Origin of the sequence: Brenneria nigrifluens DSM 30175 = ATCC 13028, from assembly GCF_005484965.1 — a bacterium.
In the GTDB taxonomy this organism is placed as follows: domain Bacteria; phylum Pseudomonadota; class Gammaproteobacteria; order Enterobacterales; family Enterobacteriaceae; genus Brenneria; species Brenneria nigrifluens.
On the sequence record NZ_CP034036.1, the window covers coordinates 2,799,673 to 2,817,406 of the forward strand.

At 55.3% G+C, this 17,734-nt stretch carries 17 protein-coding genes; 4 read left to right on the forward strand and 13 right to left on the reverse strand.

What is annotated here, in order from left to right; all coding sequences use genetic code 11:
- Window positions 1-46: 46 nt before the first annotated feature.
- The 7 genes from potI to nfsA form a co-directional block, all read right to left on the reverse strand.
- Complete coding sequence (gene potI / locus EH206_RS13130; RefSeq protein ID WP_009113254.1) at window positions 47-892, reverse strand: putrescine ABC transporter permease PotI; 846 nt, start codon at window positions 890-892, stop codon at window positions 47-49.
- Entirely contained in the window at window positions 889-1,848 is a 960-nt protein-coding gene (gene potH, locus EH206_RS13135) for a putrescine ABC transporter permease PotH (protein ID WP_232216605.1), read from the reverse strand. The genes potI and potH overlap by 4 nt, the downstream gene beginning before the upstream one ends.
- 20 nt (window positions 1,849-1,868) lie before the next feature.
- Entirely contained in the window at window positions 1,869-3,002 is a 1,134-nt protein-coding gene (potG, locus tag EH206_RS13140; protein WP_009113256.1) for a putrescine ABC transporter ATP-binding subunit PotG, read from the reverse strand.
- A gap of 150 nt (window positions 3,003-3,152) precedes the next feature.
- Window positions 3,153-4,262, reverse strand: a complete 1,110-nt coding sequence (gene potF, locus EH206_RS13145; protein ID WP_009113257.1) for a spermidine/putrescine ABC transporter substrate-binding protein PotF — start codon at window positions 4,260-4,262, stop codon at window positions 3,153-3,155.
- 382 nt (window positions 4,263-4,644) lie between these two features.
- Window positions 4,645-5,124: a type III secretion system chaperone family protein gene (locus EH206_RS13150; RefSeq protein ID WP_009113258.1), complete on the reverse strand. Its 480-nt coding sequence runs from the start codon at window positions 5,122-5,124 to the stop codon at window positions 4,645-4,647.
- 158 nt (window positions 5,125-5,282) lie between these two features.
- Window positions 5,283-6,179 carry a 30S ribosomal protein S6--L-glutamate ligase gene (rimK, locus tag EH206_RS13155; protein ID WP_009113259.1) on the reverse strand — a complete coding sequence of 299 codons (897 nt, stop codon included), beginning with the start codon at window positions 6,177-6,179 and terminating at the stop codon, window positions 5,283-5,285.
- Window positions 6,180-6,186: 7 nt separating this feature from the next.
- Complete coding sequence (gene nfsA, locus EH206_RS13160; RefSeq protein ID WP_009113260.1) at window positions 6,187-6,906, reverse strand: oxygen-insensitive NADPH nitroreductase; 720 nt, start codon at window positions 6,904-6,906, stop codon at window positions 6,187-6,189.
- A gap of 264 nt (window positions 6,907-7,170) precedes the next feature.
- On the opposite strand from nfsA, the gene EH206_RS13165 reads away from it, so the two are divergent.
- Window positions 7,171-7,437 carry a GrxA family glutaredoxin gene (locus tag EH206_RS13165; protein ID WP_009113261.1) on the forward strand — a complete coding sequence of 89 codons (267 nt, stop codon included), beginning with the start codon at window positions 7,171-7,173 and terminating at the stop codon, window positions 7,435-7,437.
- Window positions 7,438-7,508: 71 nt separating this feature from the next.
- Here the strand turns inward: EH206_RS13165 and EH206_RS13170 are convergent, their stop codons facing one another.
- On the reverse strand, window positions 7,509-7,871 hold the full coding sequence (locus tag EH206_RS13170; protein ID WP_009113262.1) for an inner membrane protein YbjM: 363 nt from the start codon (window positions 7,869-7,871) through the stop codon (window positions 7,509-7,511).
- 324 nt (window positions 7,872-8,195) lie between these two features.
- On the opposite strand from EH206_RS13170, the gene EH206_RS13175 reads away from it, so the two are divergent.
- Window positions 8,196-9,884, forward strand: a complete 1,689-nt coding sequence (locus EH206_RS13175; protein WP_009113263.1) for an aspartate:alanine antiporter — start codon at window positions 8,196-8,198, stop codon at window positions 9,882-9,884.
- 196 nt (window positions 9,885-10,080) lie between these two features.
- On the opposite strand, the gene EH206_RS13180 is transcribed toward EH206_RS13175, so the two are convergent.
- The 4 genes from EH206_RS13180 to EH206_RS13195 all read right to left on the reverse strand — a co-directional run bounded on the left by EH206_RS13180 (window position 10,081) and on the right by EH206_RS13195 (window position 14,178).
- On the reverse strand, window positions 10,081-11,286 hold the full coding sequence (locus EH206_RS13180; protein WP_009113264.1) for a serine hydrolase: 1,206 nt from the start codon (window positions 11,284-11,286) through the stop codon (window positions 10,081-10,083).
- 277 nt (window positions 11,287-11,563) lie between these two features.
- Window positions 11,564-12,223, reverse strand: coding sequence for a methionine ABC transporter permease (locus EH206_RS13185; protein WP_009113265.1), 660 nt, complete (start codon window positions 12,221-12,223; stop codon window positions 11,564-11,566).
- Window positions 12,216-13,232, reverse strand: coding sequence for a methionine ABC transporter ATP-binding protein (locus EH206_RS13190; protein ID WP_009113266.1), 1,017 nt, complete (start codon window positions 13,230-13,232; stop codon window positions 12,216-12,218). Before EH206_RS13190 ends, EH206_RS13185 begins: the two co-directional genes overlap by 8 nt.
- Before the next feature lie 100 nt (window positions 13,233-13,332).
- Window positions 13,333-14,178, reverse strand: a complete 846-nt coding sequence (locus EH206_RS13195) for a MetQ/NlpA family ABC transporter substrate-binding protein (protein ID WP_009113267.1) — start codon at window positions 14,176-14,178, stop codon at window positions 13,333-13,335.
- A 164-nt stretch (window positions 14,179-14,342) separates the two neighbouring features.
- Here EH206_RS13195 and EH206_RS13200 point away from each other — a divergent pair, with 164 nt between their 5' ends.
- Window positions 14,343-14,960, forward strand: coding sequence for a glutathione S-transferase family protein (locus EH206_RS13200; protein ID WP_009113268.1), 618 nt, complete (start codon window positions 14,343-14,345; stop codon window positions 14,958-14,960).
- A gap of 41 nt (window positions 14,961-15,001) precedes the next feature.
- Here EH206_RS13200 and EH206_RS13205 read toward each other — a convergent pair whose 3' ends face one another.
- The gene (locus EH206_RS13205; protein WP_009113269.1) at window positions 15,002-16,156 is read right to left on the reverse strand and encodes a PQQ-dependent sugar dehydrogenase; all 1,155 of its coding nucleotides are present in this window, start codon (window positions 16,154-16,156) and stop codon (window positions 15,002-15,004) included.
- A gap of 209 nt (window positions 16,157-16,365) precedes the next feature.
- Here EH206_RS13205 and rimO point away from each other — a divergent pair, with 209 nt between their 5' ends.
- Window positions 16,366-17,679 carry a 30S ribosomal protein S12 methylthiotransferase RimO gene (gene rimO, locus EH206_RS13210; RefSeq protein ID WP_009113270.1) on the forward strand — a complete coding sequence of 438 codons (1,314 nt, stop codon included), beginning with the start codon at window positions 16,366-16,368 and terminating at the stop codon, window positions 17,677-17,679.
- Window positions 17,680-17,734: the final 55 nt, after the last annotated feature.

A 17,734-nucleotide genomic window follows, 5' to 3' on the forward strand; every position in this document is an offset into this window, starting at 1 on the left:
GGCGTTGTCGTTCACTCAAGGCGCATAAAGCACGACCGGCGACGAATCAAGCTCGCCGCGCTTTTTGCATATCGCGCTGGCGTTGCTTCTCAGCCCGGGCCATAAACCACCAGGCGATAAAGCCAATAATCCCTACCACCAAGAGTATCAAAGAAGCCAGCGCGTTAATCTGCGGATTAACCCCCATCCTTACGCTGGAGAAGACCAGCATCGGCAGCGTGGTGGAACCCGGCCCGGCGACGAAGCTGGCGATCACCAGATCGTCCAGCGACAGGGTAAACGCCAGCAGCCAGCCGGAGATCAACGCCGGGGCAATCATCGGCACCGTAATGATAAAGAAGACTTTTAACGGCGTGGCGCCCAGATCCATCGCCGCCTCTTCGATGGATCGGTCCAGCTCCCGCAGGCGCGCGCTAATCACTACCGTGACATAAGCGGTGCAGAATGTCACATGCGCCAGCCAGATGGTGAGCATTCCGCGCTCCGTGGGCCAGCCGATGGCGTGCCCCAGCGCCACAAACAGCAGCAGCAGGGAAAGCCCGGTGATCACGTCCGGCATCACCAAGGGCGCGGTCAGCATAAACGCAAAGCCGTTTGAGCCGCGAAAACTGCCAAAGCGCACCATCACCAGCGCCGCCAACGTACCCAGCACCACGGCCATGGTGGCGGAAGCCGCGGCGATCGTCAGGCTGAGGGCCACGGCGCTAATCATGGCGGAATTATGAAACAGCTCGACATACCAGCGCGTCGACCACCCCGCCCATACCGTTACCAGTTTGGAACTGTTGAAGGAGTAGATCACCAGCATCAGCATCGGCGCATACAGAAACGTAAAGCACAGCACCAGAATCACGATGCGCCACGGTGAGCGCACCACCGGCAGATTGTTCATGCTTCCCCCTCCGCCGCTTTGCTCTGATGTTTGTGGAACCAGATAATCGGCATAATCAACAACAGCAGCATGATAATCGCCACGGCCGAAGCAACCGGCCAGTCTCGATTGTTAAAGAATTCCTGCCACAGGATACGGCCAATCATAATGCTGTCCGGGCCGCCCAGCAGTTCAGGGATCACGTACTCGCCCACGGTGGGGATAAATACCAGCATCGAACCGGCGATAACCCCGCCCTTGGTCAGCGGCACGATAACGCTGAAAAAGGTTTTCAGCGGCCGCGCCCCCAAATCAAGGGAGGCTTCCACCAGCGAGTAGTCCAGCCGGGTCAGCGCGGTATAGATCGGCAACACCATAAAGGGCAGATAGGAGTACACCACGCCGATATATACCGCCAGATTGGTATGCAGGATCACCAGCGGCTGATCGATAACTCCCAGCCACAGCAGGAAATTGTTAAGAATACCGTTGTTTTTCAGGATCCCCATCCAGGCATAGACGCGGATAAGAAACGATGTCCAGGAGGGCAGAATCACCAGCAACAGCAGGATATTACGGGTGGAAGGCCGGCTGTGCGCCACGGCCCAGGCCAGCGGATAGCCAATCAGCAGGCAGCACAGGGTCGACACCGCCGCCACCTGCAAAGATTGCAGATAGGCCTCGACGTACAGCGGGTCGCCCAGCAGGTGCAGGTAGTTCGCCAGATTTAACGAAATATCCAGCCTGTCATCCACCCAGGTCACCAGGTCGGTGTAGGGGGGCACGGCGCGCGCCATTTCCGCCAGGCTGATCTTGAAAACAATCAGGAACGGCAGCAGAAACAGCAGCAGCAGCCAAAAATAGGGCAGCGCGATAACCAGCTTACGTCCGTGATCCTGGCGCCAACGCGCCATCAGCATGGCCAAGCGCCCCCTTTCCTGCCGCGGCGACGCCGCGGTGCGGTGTTCGGGAAACATTGTCATTGGGTTTTTCCTCGCTACACCGTCAACACGACGCAGCTGTCGGCGTCCCAGCACAACCGCACTTCGTCGCCCCAGGTGGGCGCGCCCTTGCGGTAGCGGTAGGCGTTCTGCAACTGCGCGCTGATAATCTGCCCGCTGTTCAGTCGGACGTGGTAAATCGATAAATCACCCAGATAGGCGATGTGCACCACTTCCCCGACGGCAAAATTACAGCCGTCGGCCGGCACCTCGTCACAAAGCACGATCTTTTCCGGCCGCAGGGCGATATAGACCGGCACGCCGTCCACCACCGAGACGTCCGAATCCACCTTCAACGGATGCACCAGCCCCGGACTACGTATAATCAGGGCGTCATCCCGGCGCTCGGTCAGCACCCCTTCAAACATATTGACGGAGCCGATAAATTCGGCGCTGAAGCGGGTGTTGGGGTGTTCGTATATCTCTTCCGGTTCGCCGATCTGCACGAATTTGCCGCGGTTCATAATGGCGATGCGGCCCGCCATCGTCATGGCTTCCTCCTGATCGTGCGTCACCATGACGCAGGTCACGCCGACGCGTTCCAGAATATCGACCACCTCAAGCTGCATACGGTCGCGCAGTTTTTTATCCAGCGCCCCCATCGGCTCATCCAGCAGCAGCAGCTTGGGGCGCTTCGCCAGGCTGCGGGCCAGCGCCACCCGCTGCCGCTGGCCGCCGGAAAGCTGATGCGGTTTGCGGTTGGCGAACTCCTGCATATGCACCAGCGCCAGCATTTCCTCCACGCGCTCCTTGATCTCGGAACGGGACAGGCGGTCCTGCTTCAGACCGAAAGCGATATTCTTTTCCACCGTCATATGCGGAAAAAGCGCATACGACTGAAACATCATGTTGATTGGGCGCTGGTAGGGCGGAACCAGCGAAAGATCCTGCCCATCCAGAACTATCTGCCCCTGGGTGGGGTGTTCGAAACCCGCCAGCATACGCAGCAGCGTGGACTTGCCGCAGCCGGAGGCGCCCAGCAGGGCGAATATCTCGCCTTTGTAAATAGTCAGGCTGACATCATCGACGGCGGCCTGCCCGTCGAACGATTTGGTCAGGTTACGCACTTCCAGCAACGGCGTTACCGCTTTTTGGGGCTTGGGCTGGGGACGGGGAATCGCTTCATTCACTTCGCATTGCTCTCCGGCAAAAGCAGAACAGGTCACCGCCCGGTCACGCCAGTATATGGCTTTGACGCAGAGCGAGTCGGTGACGCATATATAGAACAGACAGGCGGATCAACCGCCTGTCTGTTATCGTAACACCAGGATAAAAAACCTTTACTTACCGCTTTTTACCTTGGTCCATGCACGAGTACGGGTACGGTCAATCTGTGGCGATTGCACCTTGAGCGTAAACAGTTTGGCGCGTACGTCCGCGGGCGGATAGATGCCGGGATCGTTACGAATCTCTTCGTTGACCAACGGCACCGCTTCTTTATTGGCGCTGGCATAATACACATGGTTGCTGATATTGGCGATAACGTCCGGCTTCAGCAGGTAATTCAAAAACTCATAGGCGGCGTCAATATTTTTAGCGTCGGCCGGCACGGCGAATACGTCAAAGAAAGCCAGCGCCCCCTCTTTCGGAATGCTGTAATGAACGTTGACGCCGTTTTTCGCTTCTTTGGCGCGGTTGGCGGCCTGCATCACATCACCGGCCCAACCGATAGCTACGCAAATGTCGCCGTTGGCCAGGTCGTTGATATATTGGGATGAATGGAAATAGCGAATGCTGGGGCGCAGTTTTAACAACAGCTCCGTCGCCGACCCGTTGTAGTCCGCCGCCTTGCTGCTGTTGGCGTCTTTGCCCTGATAGTTCAGCACGGTGGCGAAAATCTCCTCGGGCGCATCCAGGAAAGAGACGCCGCAGCTTTTCAGTTTTTCCAGATTTTCCGGCTTCAGCACCAGATCCCAGCTGTCCAGCGGCGCGTCCGCGCCCAGCGCGGCTTTGACTTTATCGACGTTGTAGCCGATCCCGGTGGTCGCCCATAAATAGGGCAGCGCATACTTGTTATCCGGATCGTGCTGGGCAATCAGTTTCAACAGCTCGGGATCGAGATTTTTATAATTCGGCAGCCTGCTTTTATCCAATGGCTGGAATACCCCCGCGGCAAGCTGGCGCTCGAGAAAACTGGCCGAGGGCACCACCAAATCAAATCCGGTGCTGCCGGCCATCAGTTTGCCTTCCAATACTTCGTTGGAATCAAACACGTCATAAACCACTTTGGTGCCCGTTTCCTGCTGGAAGTTTTGCAGCGTATCCGGCGCAATATAGTCAGACCAGTTGTAAACATGCAGCGTTTTCTGTTCCGCAGATGCGGTGACGGACGCGGCCATCAGCAAGCCGGCAACAACACCCGATAACAATTTTTTACGTTGGGTGAACATCCGTTCCTTCCTCCATGCCAGGGGGTAATTTATGGGGGTAAACTTGTATCCGGTCAGATACAAAACTCGTCCTGCGCCAGCGTGGCCGCGATAAAAATCAATGAATGGCTATGCACTGGATTCAGCATAGTAGACACCGAAATAAATACGACTCTATCGTGTGGCTGTTACAGGAATTAAGCATAACCGCACTGCATCACTCACACCATAGCCGAAGCTAAAAAATGGTTTTTATCGATTATTTATGCACGTTTTATTTATGTCGTCCGGCCATTTGGCGATAAACATCGATGAATATTCGGCAATAGAGCTATAAATGCAGAATAAACGATGGCTAACCGTAAATAAGAGAAACTGATTGCTGCCGTTGACAGCAATAGCATTAATGAAGGAACGATGTGGTTACCCTGCCAGCAGAGGTATCTTCTTCATCACCGATAAACAGCAGATTATTGGCCCCGGCCTCTAAAATCACCATCGAAATTTGCTCTTCGGACTGCCGCATAAAATGCCTGAACTGTTCCAGCGTCATCCCCGCCGCCACGCTGAACGACTGGCAAACAATCAGCTTCGGCAGATTATCATCCTGCACGTCAATAAAGGCTTTTACCGTCAAGGAGCTGGCGTTGATCTGACTCAGGTCGCCAACCAGCGGGATCAGGGCGCTGGGCTTCACCTCCGCCAGCGCGGAGAACAACACCACGTTGTCCACCAGATCGACTTTGGCGTCAAATACCCCGTCAAAATTCTGCATGTGAGGTAAATGCAGCGCCTGACAGGAGTCGCATTCAAAAAACACGATATTTAATTGATCCAGCCACCGCCGTAGCATAGTCAAATCCGGGACGATGAGTGAATCCATCATTTTGCCTCATACCGACTGTTGTTAAAAAAGGGGTCCATAGCTTACGGAATATCAGCTTTGGATGCCACGGTTAACGCGCTTTAAATCGCATTAAGCCGCAATATGCCGCGCCCGACCGGTTTGCCATTTTACGACGCTGAGCGGCGTTCGGAAAACTAACTTTTATGCACCGATAACGCCCGAACATGCTGCTCGATAAATTCTATCATCATACCGGCGATATCCACCCCGGTGGCGGTTTCGATACCTTCCAGCCCCGGCGAGGCGTTCACTTCCATCACCAGAGGGCCGCGCGCGGCGCGCAGAATATCCACCCCGGCCACGTTCAGCCCCAGCGTTTTGGCCGCTTTAAGCGCAACGGCCCGTTCACGGGCGGTGATCTGCACCTTGCGCGCCGAACCGCCGCGATGCAGATTGGAACGGAATTCGCCCGGTTTGGCCTGGCGCTCGATGGCCGCCACAACCCGGTTGCCGATAACCAGGCAGCGAATATCCCTGCCCTGCGCTTCCCGCACATACTCTTGCACCAGGATATGGGCGTTCAGCCCCCGAAAAGCGTCAATAACGCTTTCGGCGGCCTGCCGGGTTTCAGCCAGCACCACGCCGATCCCCTGCGTCCCTTCCACCAGCTTGACCACCAGCGGCGCGCCGCCGACCATTTCGATCAGGTCGCCGGTATCATCGGGGGAATGGGCAAACCCGGTCACCGGCAAATCGATTCCCGCACTGGCCAATAACTGCAGCGAATGCAACTTGTCGCGGGCGCGGATAACCGCCACCGAGTTGTTCAGAGCAAAACCACCCAGCATTTCAAACTGGCGCAGCACCGCCGTGCCGTAAAAGGTGATAAGCGCGCCAATACGCGGGATGACCGCATCATATTTCACCAGCCTGCGGCCGCGGTAATGCACCGAAGGCGCCGCCGAATTGATATTCATGTAGCAGGACAAGGGATCGATAATATCAATCTGATGCCCGCGCTGCTGCGCGGCTTCGCGCAGACGCCGGCAGGAATATAACGAACCGTCGCGAGATAGAATCGCTATCTTCATAAATGTCCTAACGCAGCGCCCATCCTTGCTGGTGCAAGTAATCCAGTATAAACGGACGCAGTTCCTTTTTCAGCGTGTGCGCCACATGCTCGCTCCAGCTATCGCGGCGACGGCCGGTGCGTTGCAGATAATACTCCGCCAGTTGCCGATCGTATTGCGCCAGTTTATCGCCATCGAGCGGCTGATACGTATTCTCGTGAAGCAGTAATTCGGGCGGCAGGCGGGGTTTTGGCAGCGGATCGGCGTCCGGGTATCCCAGACAGAGCCCGAAAAGCGGCAATACCTGGCGCGGCAGTTTCAGTATGGCGGTGACATCGGCGATATTATTGCGAACCCCGCCGATAAACACGCCGCCCAGCCCTAATGATTCCGCGGCGACCAGCGCATTTTGCGCCATAAGCGCCGTATCAACGCAGCCTATCAGCAACTGTTCCGCCAGACCGGTTTCAGCCTGCGGAAATATTTGCAGGTGACGCTGAAAATCGGCGCAGAAAACCCAGAATTCAGCCGCCTGGGCGACATATGCCTGATCGCCGCTGTAATGCGCCAACGTCTGTCGAATCGCCGGGTCGGTAATGCGGATAATGGAGCTGCACTGCAGGAAACTGGAGCTTGAGGCGCTCTGCGCGGCGGCGATAATCGCGCTGCGCTGTTCATCCGTCACCGGCTGTGAAGTAAAAGCGCGGATGGAACGGTGGCGTAGTAGTAAATCAATGGTGGGCGTCACGCGGTATCCCTCTGGTATAGAAAAAATAGCGATGAATGCCTTTATCATGCGTATCGCACAGCGGTTGATTATATGCCAGCCGCCCCGTCAGACCAATGCCCCTTTACACCCCGCCGCATACCATAGGCGAGGCGAATCGTTGTAACAGGTAATTACCGCTTTTTTTCATGGGGCATTGCGAGCATAGTAACCGCATATGACTTCAGGCATCATGCCCAGCGTTTAGAAAAATACCGTTTCCCCAATTTTACCCAAGGAGTTTACATGCTGGCTGTTATTTTCGGGCGTCCCGGCTGTCCTTACTGCGTGCGCGCTATAGCGCTGGCGGAAAAACTGGCGCAACAACGCGATGATTTCACATTCCGCTATGTGGATATTCGCGAGGAAGGCATCACCAAAGAAGATTTATCCAAAACGGTAGGTAAACCCGTTGAAACCGTGCCGCAGATATTCCTGGATGAAAAGCATATCGGCGGCTGCACCGATTTTGAAGCTTACGCCAAACAACACCTGAGTTTGTTCCAGTCATAACCGATGCAACTATAAGAAAAAGGCGCATCCCGCGTCTTTTTTTATCGGTAATCCATAAGGGAAACCGCCGCTCAGCGAAAGTATCGCCGGTAGATCGCATGCAGAAAGATAAAACCCAAGGCTCCCAGCACACTCCAGAAAACGGCGCTCAGCACATAGGCCAGCTCCTGCCAGAAAGAGTGATGCGACGTACGCCAAAAGTGCAGCACCAACAGGCACACCGGCATTGCCAGCAATGAACCGATCAGCGGGTAAAGCAGCCGCCCGCGCGCGGACAGGAAACTGGCCACCACGCCGGGCAATAAAAAAAGCAGCATTCCGGGGTCGCCATGCAGCCCGTCCGCGTCGGACACATTCATTTTCTGGCTTAAAAACACCACGGTAAACAATAAAAAACAGCAGGTCGCGCCAACCCAACCTTTATCGCTTGCCATACGCCTCCTCTCTATATGCCTTCCACGCCATACTTTCCGAATCCTTGACCGGCACGGTAAATATGCGTAGCTGAATATCCCCGATATGACACAAAGTGAGGTACCACCACCTGTTATTGGTTGTACGACCGATAAACCGAAAATAACCACGACACAATAATTACACTGAACAATTGGCGCCGAATAATTTATACTGTCCGAGACTGATTCCTTTCAGCCGACGGCTATTTATGATGTCAATGGAATCTTTGTGCTTAATGACTAAATCTAGTCTTTATAGCTATTTATATCAAGAACTTACTGGTAAACAACAAGTTACACCCCATGAATATAAACGTCGCTGATTTGTTAAACGGGAATTACATTCTGCTGTTATTCGTGGTTCTTTCTTTAGGTCTCTGTCTGGGAAAATTGCGTCTGGGGCCGGTACAACTCGGTAATTCTATTGGTGTTTTAGTTGTATCGTTATTACTCGGGCAGCAACACTTTTCGATTAATACTGAAGCGCTCAGCCTGGGCTTTATGCTATTTATTTTTTGTGTCGGCGTTGAAGCCGGGCCTAATTTCTTTTCCATTTTTTTCCGCGACGGCAAAAATTATTTAATGCTGGCGCTGGTGATGGTCGGCAGCGCGCTGCTTCTGGCGTTGGGATTAGGGAAGCTCTTCGGCTGGGGCATCGGGCTGACCGCCGGTATGCTCGCCGGCTCCATGACCTCGACGCCCGTGCTGGTGGGCGCCGGCGATACCTTACGCAACCTGTCCAGCATCGGCCCACCGCTCGGCATCGAACAGGACAACCTCAGCCTGGGCTACGCGCTCACCTATCTGATTGGTTTGGTCAGCCTGATTTTCGGCGCCCGCTATCTGCCCAAATTGCAGCATCAGGACTTACCGACCAGCGCCCAGCAAATCGCCCGTGAGCGCGGACTGGATACCGACAGCCAGAGAAAGGTCTATCTGCCTGTCATCCGCGCCTACCGCGTCGGCCCGGAACTGGTCGCCTGGGCCGACGGCAAGAATCTGCGCGAACTGGGCATTTACCGCCAGACGGGCTGCTACATCGAGCGCATTCGCCGCAACGGCATTCTGGCCAATCCCGATGGCGACGCCGTGCTGCAAATCGGCGATGAGATCTCCCTGGTCGGCTACCCGGACGCGCACGCCCGCCTCAACCCCAACTTTCGCGACGGCAAGGAAGTTTTCGATCGCGACCTGCTGGATATGCGCATCGTCACCGAAGAGATTGTGGTGAAAAACCACAATGCCGTCGGTAAACGCCTCAGTCAGTTAAAACTGACCGACCACGGCTGTTTTCTTAACCGCATCATTCGCAGCCAAATTGAAATGCCGATTGATGACGGCGTGGTGCTGAATAAAGGCGACGTGTTGCAGGTGAGCGGCGATGCCCGGCGGGTAAAAAGCATCGCCGACAGAATCGGGTTTATTTCCATCCACAGCCAGGTGACCGACCTGCTGGCCTTCTGCGCTTTCTTTATCATCGGCATCATGGTCGGCCTGATCACCTTCCAGTTCAGTAATTTCACCTTCGGCGTCGGCAATGCCGCCGGCCTGCTGTTTGCCGGCATCATGCTGGGTTTTCTGCGCGCCAACCACCCGACTTTCGGTTATATACCGCAAGGCGCGCTGAATATGGTGAAAGAGTTCGGCCTGATGGTGTTTATGGCCGGAGTAGGGCTAAGCGCCGGCAGCAGCATCGGCCGCAGTTTTGGCGAGATAGGCGTGCAGATGCTGATATCAGGATTAATCGTCAGCCTGGTGCCGGTGGTTATCTGTTTTCTGTTCGGCGCCTACGTGCTGCGCATGAACCGCGCGCTGCTGTTTGGCGCCATGATGGGCGCTCGAACCTGCGCCCCCGCCATGGAGATTATCAGCGATACCGCCCGCAGCAATATTCCGGCGCTGGGGTATGCGGGAACCTACGCCATCGCCAACGTATTGCTGACTCTGGCGGGTTCGCTGATTGTTATTATCTGGCCTGAATTACCCGGTTGATAAAAAATGCAAAAAATCGTAAATATTTCTTAGATAAGACAGAACTTTTCCTGAGCGGTAAAGTCTGAATTTATGCCACTGCTTTTCTTTGATATCCCCATATTGAGGAGCCCATCTTTCCCGCCATTAAGGTTCAAGATTGATGGGCCTTTTCTTTTCAAATATTCCCGTCATTTCGCTGAATACCTTTCTGGCATTACAGGAATAAGCCGCCAAACCACTGCTGAAGTTTTATCAGCACCGAATCCCACAGGCGGCTGAAAATCCCGGCCTGGGGGATATCGTCCAGCGCCACCAACTGCCGCTGCCCGATGCTTTTACCATCAAGCTGAAAATCGATGGTGCCCACCACCTGATTTTTCGCCAACGGCGCGGACAGCTGCGGTTGAAGCAGCGTAAAGCTGGCCTTGAGATTTTTCATCTGCCCTTTGGGGATGGTCAGCGCGGCATCCTGCGCCACGCCGAGCCGAGCCTCTTTCTGGCTGCCGAACCACACGCGCTGCGTGGTAAACGGCGCCCCCGCCTTGACCGGCGTGACCGTTTCAAAGAAGCGGAATCCCCAGGTCAGCAGTTTTTCACTTTCGCGGAAACGCGTCGCATCCGTCGGCGCCCCCAGCACCACCGAGATCAGACGCATATTCCCTTCGGTGGCCGACGCCACCAGGTTATGCCCGGCGCCGCTGGTATGACCGGTTTTAATCCCGTCCACGTTCAGATTGCTGCTCCACAGCAGGCGGTTACGGTTGGGCTGACGGATATTATTAAAGGTGAACTCTTTTTCTTTATGCAGCGCATATTCATCCGGCACGTCGCGAATCAACGCCTGCCCCAACAGCGCCATGTCGCGCGCGGTGCTGTACTGACCCGGCGCATCCAGCCCATGAACGGTGAGAAAATGGGTATTGGTCAACCCCAGCGCTTTAACATAATTGTTCATCAGGCTGACGAACGCATCCTGACTGCCGGCAACGTAGTCTGCCAGCGCAATGCTGGCGTCATTGCCCGATTGAATAATAATACCTTTATTCAGTTCCGAAACCGGAATGCGATCGCCAGGTTTAAGGAACATCAGCGATGAACCGCGCAACACCGGATTACCCGTCGCCCAGGCGTCCTTCCCCACGGTAACTTCATCAGTGGGGCGAATTTTGCCGGCCTTTATCGCCTGCCCGGTAACGTAACTGGCCATGATTTTCGTCAGACTCGCCGGATCAAGACGTTCATCCGCGTTAGCTTCAGCCAGCACTTTGCCGCTGTGATAATCCATCAGAATAAAGGCTTTGGCATCAATTTGAGGAACCGCGGGAAGCTGTTCGGCAGAGGCGGAAGCGATCAGCCCCGTTAACAATACCGTTCCCGTAGTGAAAGATTTTAGCCTGCAAAGGAAAGTCGTTTTCTTCATGAGATCGCCGCGATGTCCGTAAGTCGTTAGAAATACTTAATTTTCAATATGTTTTGAAAAGTTTAGCAACATCCAAAGGTAACGCTTCATTTCCATCAAGGAAACCGTTCAGTCTGTAAAGATAATCAAAGAAATGAAAAAGTCTAAAAAACAGCGGCATGCGGGGAAAAAATCAGACGACCGCCCATGGCGTTTGTTGCGCCGCAGCGGCAGGGGCTGCGCGGCACCGCTGAGGATGCCGCGCGTTAAGCGGTCAGTGTCGCCGCGGGAAAAGCGATCAGCGCCGCTCGCGCTTATCCGCCCGCCTTGACAGCCAGTCGCCCAGCATTTGCACAATCTGCACCAGAATGACCAGCGCGATAACCGTCACAATCATCACGCCGGTTTCATAGCGGTAATAGCCGAAACGAATGGCCAGATCGCCCACACCGCCGCCGCCGACAATCCCCGCCATGGCCGAATAGCCGATCAGGCTTACCAGCGTAATGGTCAGTCCGCGCAATAAACCGGCTTTCGCCTCCGGCAGCAATACGGTACAGATGATGCGCATCGGGCTGGCGCCGAAAGCCTCCCCCGCCTCAACAATGCCGGGATCCACGTCGCGCAGCGCGCTGTCCACCAGACGGGCATAGAAAGCGATCGCCGCGACCGACATCGGCACCGACGCCGCCACCGGGCCAATGGTGTTGCCCAGCAGAATCTGCGTCAGCGGCAACAGCAGCACCAGTAGAATCACAAACGGAATGGAGCGGATGATATTTACCAGCACCGTGCTGAACAGATACACCGCACGGTTCTCCCAGAACAGGTGACGGTCGGTGACATAGATAATAAAACCCAGGGGCAAGCCGCCGACCAGGGCAAACAGCGTCGAAATCCCCACCATCTGGAATGTCTCGCCGAATGCCGCGACCAGATCGATCCATAAATCAGCCATGCAACACCTCCACCTGGGCGGTTCTCGCCCGAATATGCTCCACCGCCTCCACGACCTTTGCCGCCTCGGAAGGGTGCGTCAGCAAAGCGACCAGTATTCCCAACGCGCGGTTGCCGATATACTCGATTTTGCCATGCAGTATGTTGACCGACACGCCAAAGCGGGTCGCTACGTCTGACAGTACCGGTTGTTCCGCCGAATCGCCAACGAACAGAATTTTCAGCAGGGTGCCCTGCAAATCCTCCAGCAGACGGGGAGGAAGCTCAAGATTCAACGTATGAGCCACCAGTTGCCGGGTAAACGGATGCTGCGGCGCGGCGAAAATATCAAACACGTCGCCCTCTTCCACCACTTTACCGCCGGTCATCACCGCGACCCGGTCGCAGATCGACTTGATCACGCTCATTTCATGGGAAATCAAGACAATGGTAATACCCAGCTTTTTATTGATCTCTTTGAGCAACGCTAAAATCGCCGCGGATGTTTCCAAATCAAGCGCCGAGGTGGGTTCGTCGCACAGCAGCACTTCAGGATGATTGGCAATCGCCCTGGCGATGCCCACCCGCTGTTTCTGCCCGCCGCTGAGCTGGGAAGGAAAAGCCGCGGACTTATCGGCCAACCCCACCAGATTGAGAATTTCCGGCACCCGCTGAGCAATGTCCTCGCTGGATTTTCCCGCCGCCTTGAGGCTAAAGGCGACGTTTTCCGCCACGGTGCGCGTTTGCATTAAATTAAAATGCTGGAAGATCATGCCCATTTTCTGCCGCTGCGCGCGCAGCGTTTTGCCTTGCAGATCGCTGACCTTCACCCCATGCACCTGGACAACCCCGGCTGTGGGGCGTTGTAATAAATTGATGGTGCGCAACAGCGTGCTTTTCCCGGCGCCGCTGGTTCCGACAATGCCGTAAACCTCTCCCGGCCGGATATGCAAAGTCACATTATCCACGGCTCGGTTTCCTCGCTGTTTCCCCTGAGGAAAATCAACGCTAACACCCTCTAACTGAATCATTATCCGCAAACTCCTGGCACAAGCGGAAAAGAAAAAAGCCGGTCATAGACCGGCCAGAAGAATACAGCTCATAAATCTCTGACCAGTACCGACTCGCGAATTACTGTGCTGGCGCCGGCGTTGTCGCCTGCATCCATTCTGGTTTCTGGAACTGACTGAACATGGAGCCCGGCTGATCAATCACCGCCGCATAGGCGGGCGACTCGACGATAGCCTTGGTATCTTTGACGAACGGCTTATCCAGATCGGCGGTGCGTACCGCAATCACGTTCTTAAGATTTTCATCCAACGTTTCCAGTTTGATGGCGGAAGAGAGTTTCAGTCCCGCGGCAAAGGCGAAATTACCGTTAACCAGCGAAGCGGTCACGCTATCCAGCGTGCGCGGCAACTGAGCGGCTTCCAGCGGCTTGAAGACCAACCCGCGCGGATTTTCAACAATATCTTTTTCCGACGCTTTGGTCGCATCAATATCGGGCTTGATGGTAATCAACCCCAGCGATTGCAGAAAACGCAGGCCGCGCGCCAGATTGGTGGCGTCGTTGGATAAGGTGACGACATCGCCTTTCTTCAGTTCATCCAGCGATTTAATCTTATTGGAGTAAAACCCCATGCTGGCCGTTGGCACGGTGATCAATTTGGTGATTTTCAGATTCTTATCGGCGGCGAACTTTTCCAGATACAGCGTATGCTGGAACAGGTTGGCGTCGATGCTGCCGTTGGCCAGCGCCAGGTTCGGCTGAACATAATCGCTGAACTCACGCACCACCACCTTGTAGCCTTTTTTCGTCAATTCGGGTTTAATCGCCTGATTGACCATATCGCCATAAGGGCCCGGGGCCACGCCAAAAACGATAGTTTGCGGATCGCTGTCGGCGCTGGCCTGTTGAATGCCGGCTGCCAACAGCGCGATACATAACGTGGCGCGCAAAGAATGGGTAAATTTCATTGAATAGCTTTCCTGTCTGTATGTAACTACCTGTCATTATTAAGAATGACAAGTTAAATCATAAAGACTAAAAAGGTATATCATTATTTCTCATCTTTCCTTCTCTCGGCGGTCCGCCCCACCCGCGGCGGCCTAAATTCTCTTCTTTCACAGTGAGATCCAGAATGCTGACAATTTGGGGACGTGAAAATTCAACCAACGTCAAAAAAGTGCGCTGGTGCGCGGCGGAATTGGCGCTGTCTTATCAACATATTCCGGCCGGCGGACAGTTTGGCCGCAATCAGGATGCGGACTATCTGGTGCTGAACCCGAACGGGCTGATCCCCTGTTTGCAGGACGACGATCTGGTGCTGTGGGAATCCAACACCATAGTGCGTTATCTGGCGGCGCAATACGGGCAGGATTCGCTGTATCTCGCGAACGCCGGCGCGCGGGCGAGCGCGGAGAAATGGATGGACTGGACCACTACGCTGGCGGTCTCATTTGGCGCCGTGTTTATCAACCTGGTGCGCGTGGCGCCGGAAAAACGCGATATGGCGCTGGTGAATAAAAGCATGGCGGAATGCGAGCGCTTATTGAGCATCGCCGACGACGCGCTGGCGCGGCAACGGTGGCTGTCCGGTGAGAAATTCGGCATTGGCGACATCCCGCTGGGCTGCATCGCCTATGCCTGGTTTTCTATGAATATCGAACGCCAGCCGCGCCCCAATCTGCAACGCTGGTATCAACAGTTGACCGAACGTCCGGCCTATCAGCAAACGGTGATGCTGCCGTTGACGTAGGTTGAATAGCGCGGGATCGCGTAATACGCCGGCGATGGCCGCTACTCCGGCCCCACCTTCAGCAGCTTGCCGTTATCATGATCGGTCAGCAGATAAATATAGCCGTCCGGCCCCTGCCGCACCTCGCGAATGCGTTCGTCCCGGTCATCCAATAAGCGCTCTTCCGCCACCACCTTATCGCCCTCCAGCGTTAAGCGAATAAGGTTTTCCTCCGCCAACGCGCCGATAAACAGCGAGTTTTTCCACTGCGGGAAACGGTCGCTGTTATAGAACGCCATTCCGCTGACGCCGGGTGATTTCTTCCAGTAATAATCCGGGTTCTCCATACCGGCCACCTGCTCGCCCTGGGATTCGGGGATCTTAAGCCCGGAATAGTTGATGCCGTAAGTCGCCAACGGCCAGCCGTAATTTTTACCGGCCTGGGGTATATTGATTTCATCGCCCCCTTTCGGACCGTGCTCATTTTCCCATAACGCCCCGTTCCAGGGATTGATCGCCAGCCCCTGCGGATTGCGATGGCCGTACGACCAAATCTCCGGGCGCGCGCTCGGCCGTTCGACCAGCGGATTATCCGCCGGGACCTTGCCGTCGGCGGTCAGGCGCACGATTTTGCCTTGCAGCTTATCCAGATCCTGTGCCGTCGGGCGCTGGTTATTTTCTCCCAGGGAAATAAACAGATATCCTTGGCGGTCAAAAGCCAGTTTGCCGCCAAAATGGTTCCCGGTGGACAGCTTGGGCTCCTGACGGAAGAAAACGGTAAAATTCTCCAGCCGTTTATAATCCTCCGACAGGCGGCCGTAGCCCACCGCCGTTCCCGCTTTGCCATCGCTGCCTTCTTCGGCGAAACTCAGGTAGATGCGTCGGCCCTCGGCAAAATCGGGCGACAGCGCCACTTCCAGCAGCCCGCCCTGCGATTTGGCATACACTTGCGGTACGCCGGCGATAGGTTCGGAAAGTCCGCCTGCCGCCTGCCAGCGGCGTAAATTGCCCGCCCGTTCGGTAATCAGCATCCCCTGTTCGTCCGGCAAAAACGCCAGCGACCAGGGATGATCGAGTTTATCCTGCAACTCCGTCACCTTGGGCGAAGCGGCAAACAGGGAGGCGGAAAACAGCAGCGCCGTCGCCGGAAATAACCAGCGACTCAGCGGCGGTAGGGATGACGATAGAGAGGAGTAAGGCATCGCGCTACGAGGCATGGCGTTGTCTCCATTCAACAAAAGTTCTGTAAATTTAGGCGTCGGGGGATGTTTGTGCAAAAAATAGACGACAGGTTTACATTTGTTGAAGAAAGGTCATGGGCGGTTGGACTAACATACCGACTTTTACCGTGGTGACTATAAGACGCGCCGACTATGGTGTAGAATCCGGCGGTTTTTCTTTTTTGAATACATTGTGAGCAAATAACATGCAACAACCCCGTATCGGCTTCGTTTCCCTGGGCTGCCCGAAAAATCTGGTGGACTCCGAAAGGATCCTCACCGAACTGCGTACTGAAGGTTATCAGGTGGTGCCGCGCTATGACGATGCCGAACTGGTGATCGTCAATACCTGCGGTTTTATCGACAGCGCCGTGCAGGAGTCGCTGGAGGCCATTGGCGAAGCGCTGAATGAAAACGGCAAGGTTATCGTCACCGGCTGTCTGGGCGCAAAAGAAAATCAAATCCGGGAAGTACATCCCAGGGTGCTGGAAATCACCGGGCCGCACAGCTACGAACAGGTATTGTCGCACGTACATCAATATGTGCCGAAACCCGAACACAATCCGTTTACCAGTCTGGTTCCGGCGCAGGGCGTGAAACTGACGCCGCGTCATTACGCCTACCTGAAAATATCGGAGGGCTGCAACCATCGCTGCACATTCTGCATTATTCCGTCGATGCGCGGCGATCTGGACAGCCGCCCTATCGGTTCGGTGCTGGATGAAGCGAAACGTCTGGCGGGTGCGGGGGTGAAAGAGCTGCTGGTGATCTCGCAGGACACCTCCGCCTACGGCGCCGACGTGAAACAGCGTACCGGTTTCTGGAACGGTCAACCGGTCAAAACCAGTATGGTCAGCCTGTGCGAACAGCTGGCTTCGCTGGGGATATGGGTGCGTTTGCATTACGTCTACCCTTATCCGCATGTGGATGACGTTATTCCGCTGATGGCCGCCGGAAAAATCCTGCCGTACCTGGATATTCCGCTGCAACACGCCAGCCCGCGTATTCTCAAGCTGATGAAGCGCCCCGGCGCGGTGGAAAGAACGCTGGAACGCATCAAGCGCTGGCGCGAAATTTGCCCGGAGCTGACGCTGCGTTCAACCTTTATCGTCGGCTTTCCCGGCGAAACCGAAGCAGAGTTCCAGATGCTGCTCGACTTCCTGCAAGAAGCCCAACTGGATCGCGTCGGCTGTTTCAAATACAGCCCGGTGGAGGGCGCAGCGGCGAATCAGCTGCCGGATCAGGTGCCGGAAGAGATCAAGGAGGAACGCTACCATCGCTTTATGCAGCTTCAGCAGAGCATTTCCGCCCGCCGCCTACGGGAGAAAATCGGCCGCGAACTTCTGGTACTGATCGATGAAGTCGATGGGGAAGGCGCCATCGGACGCAGCATGGCCGATGCCCCGGAAATCGACGGCGCGGTCTATATGAATGGCGAAAGCGGCGTCAGCGTGGGCGATATCGTAAAGGTAAAAATCGAGCACGCCGACGAGTACGACCTGTGGGGAAGCCGGATTTGATTATCCGGCCTTCACCGCTAAGGCGTGCCTGATAGTAGGTCTCAACCTGTATTTT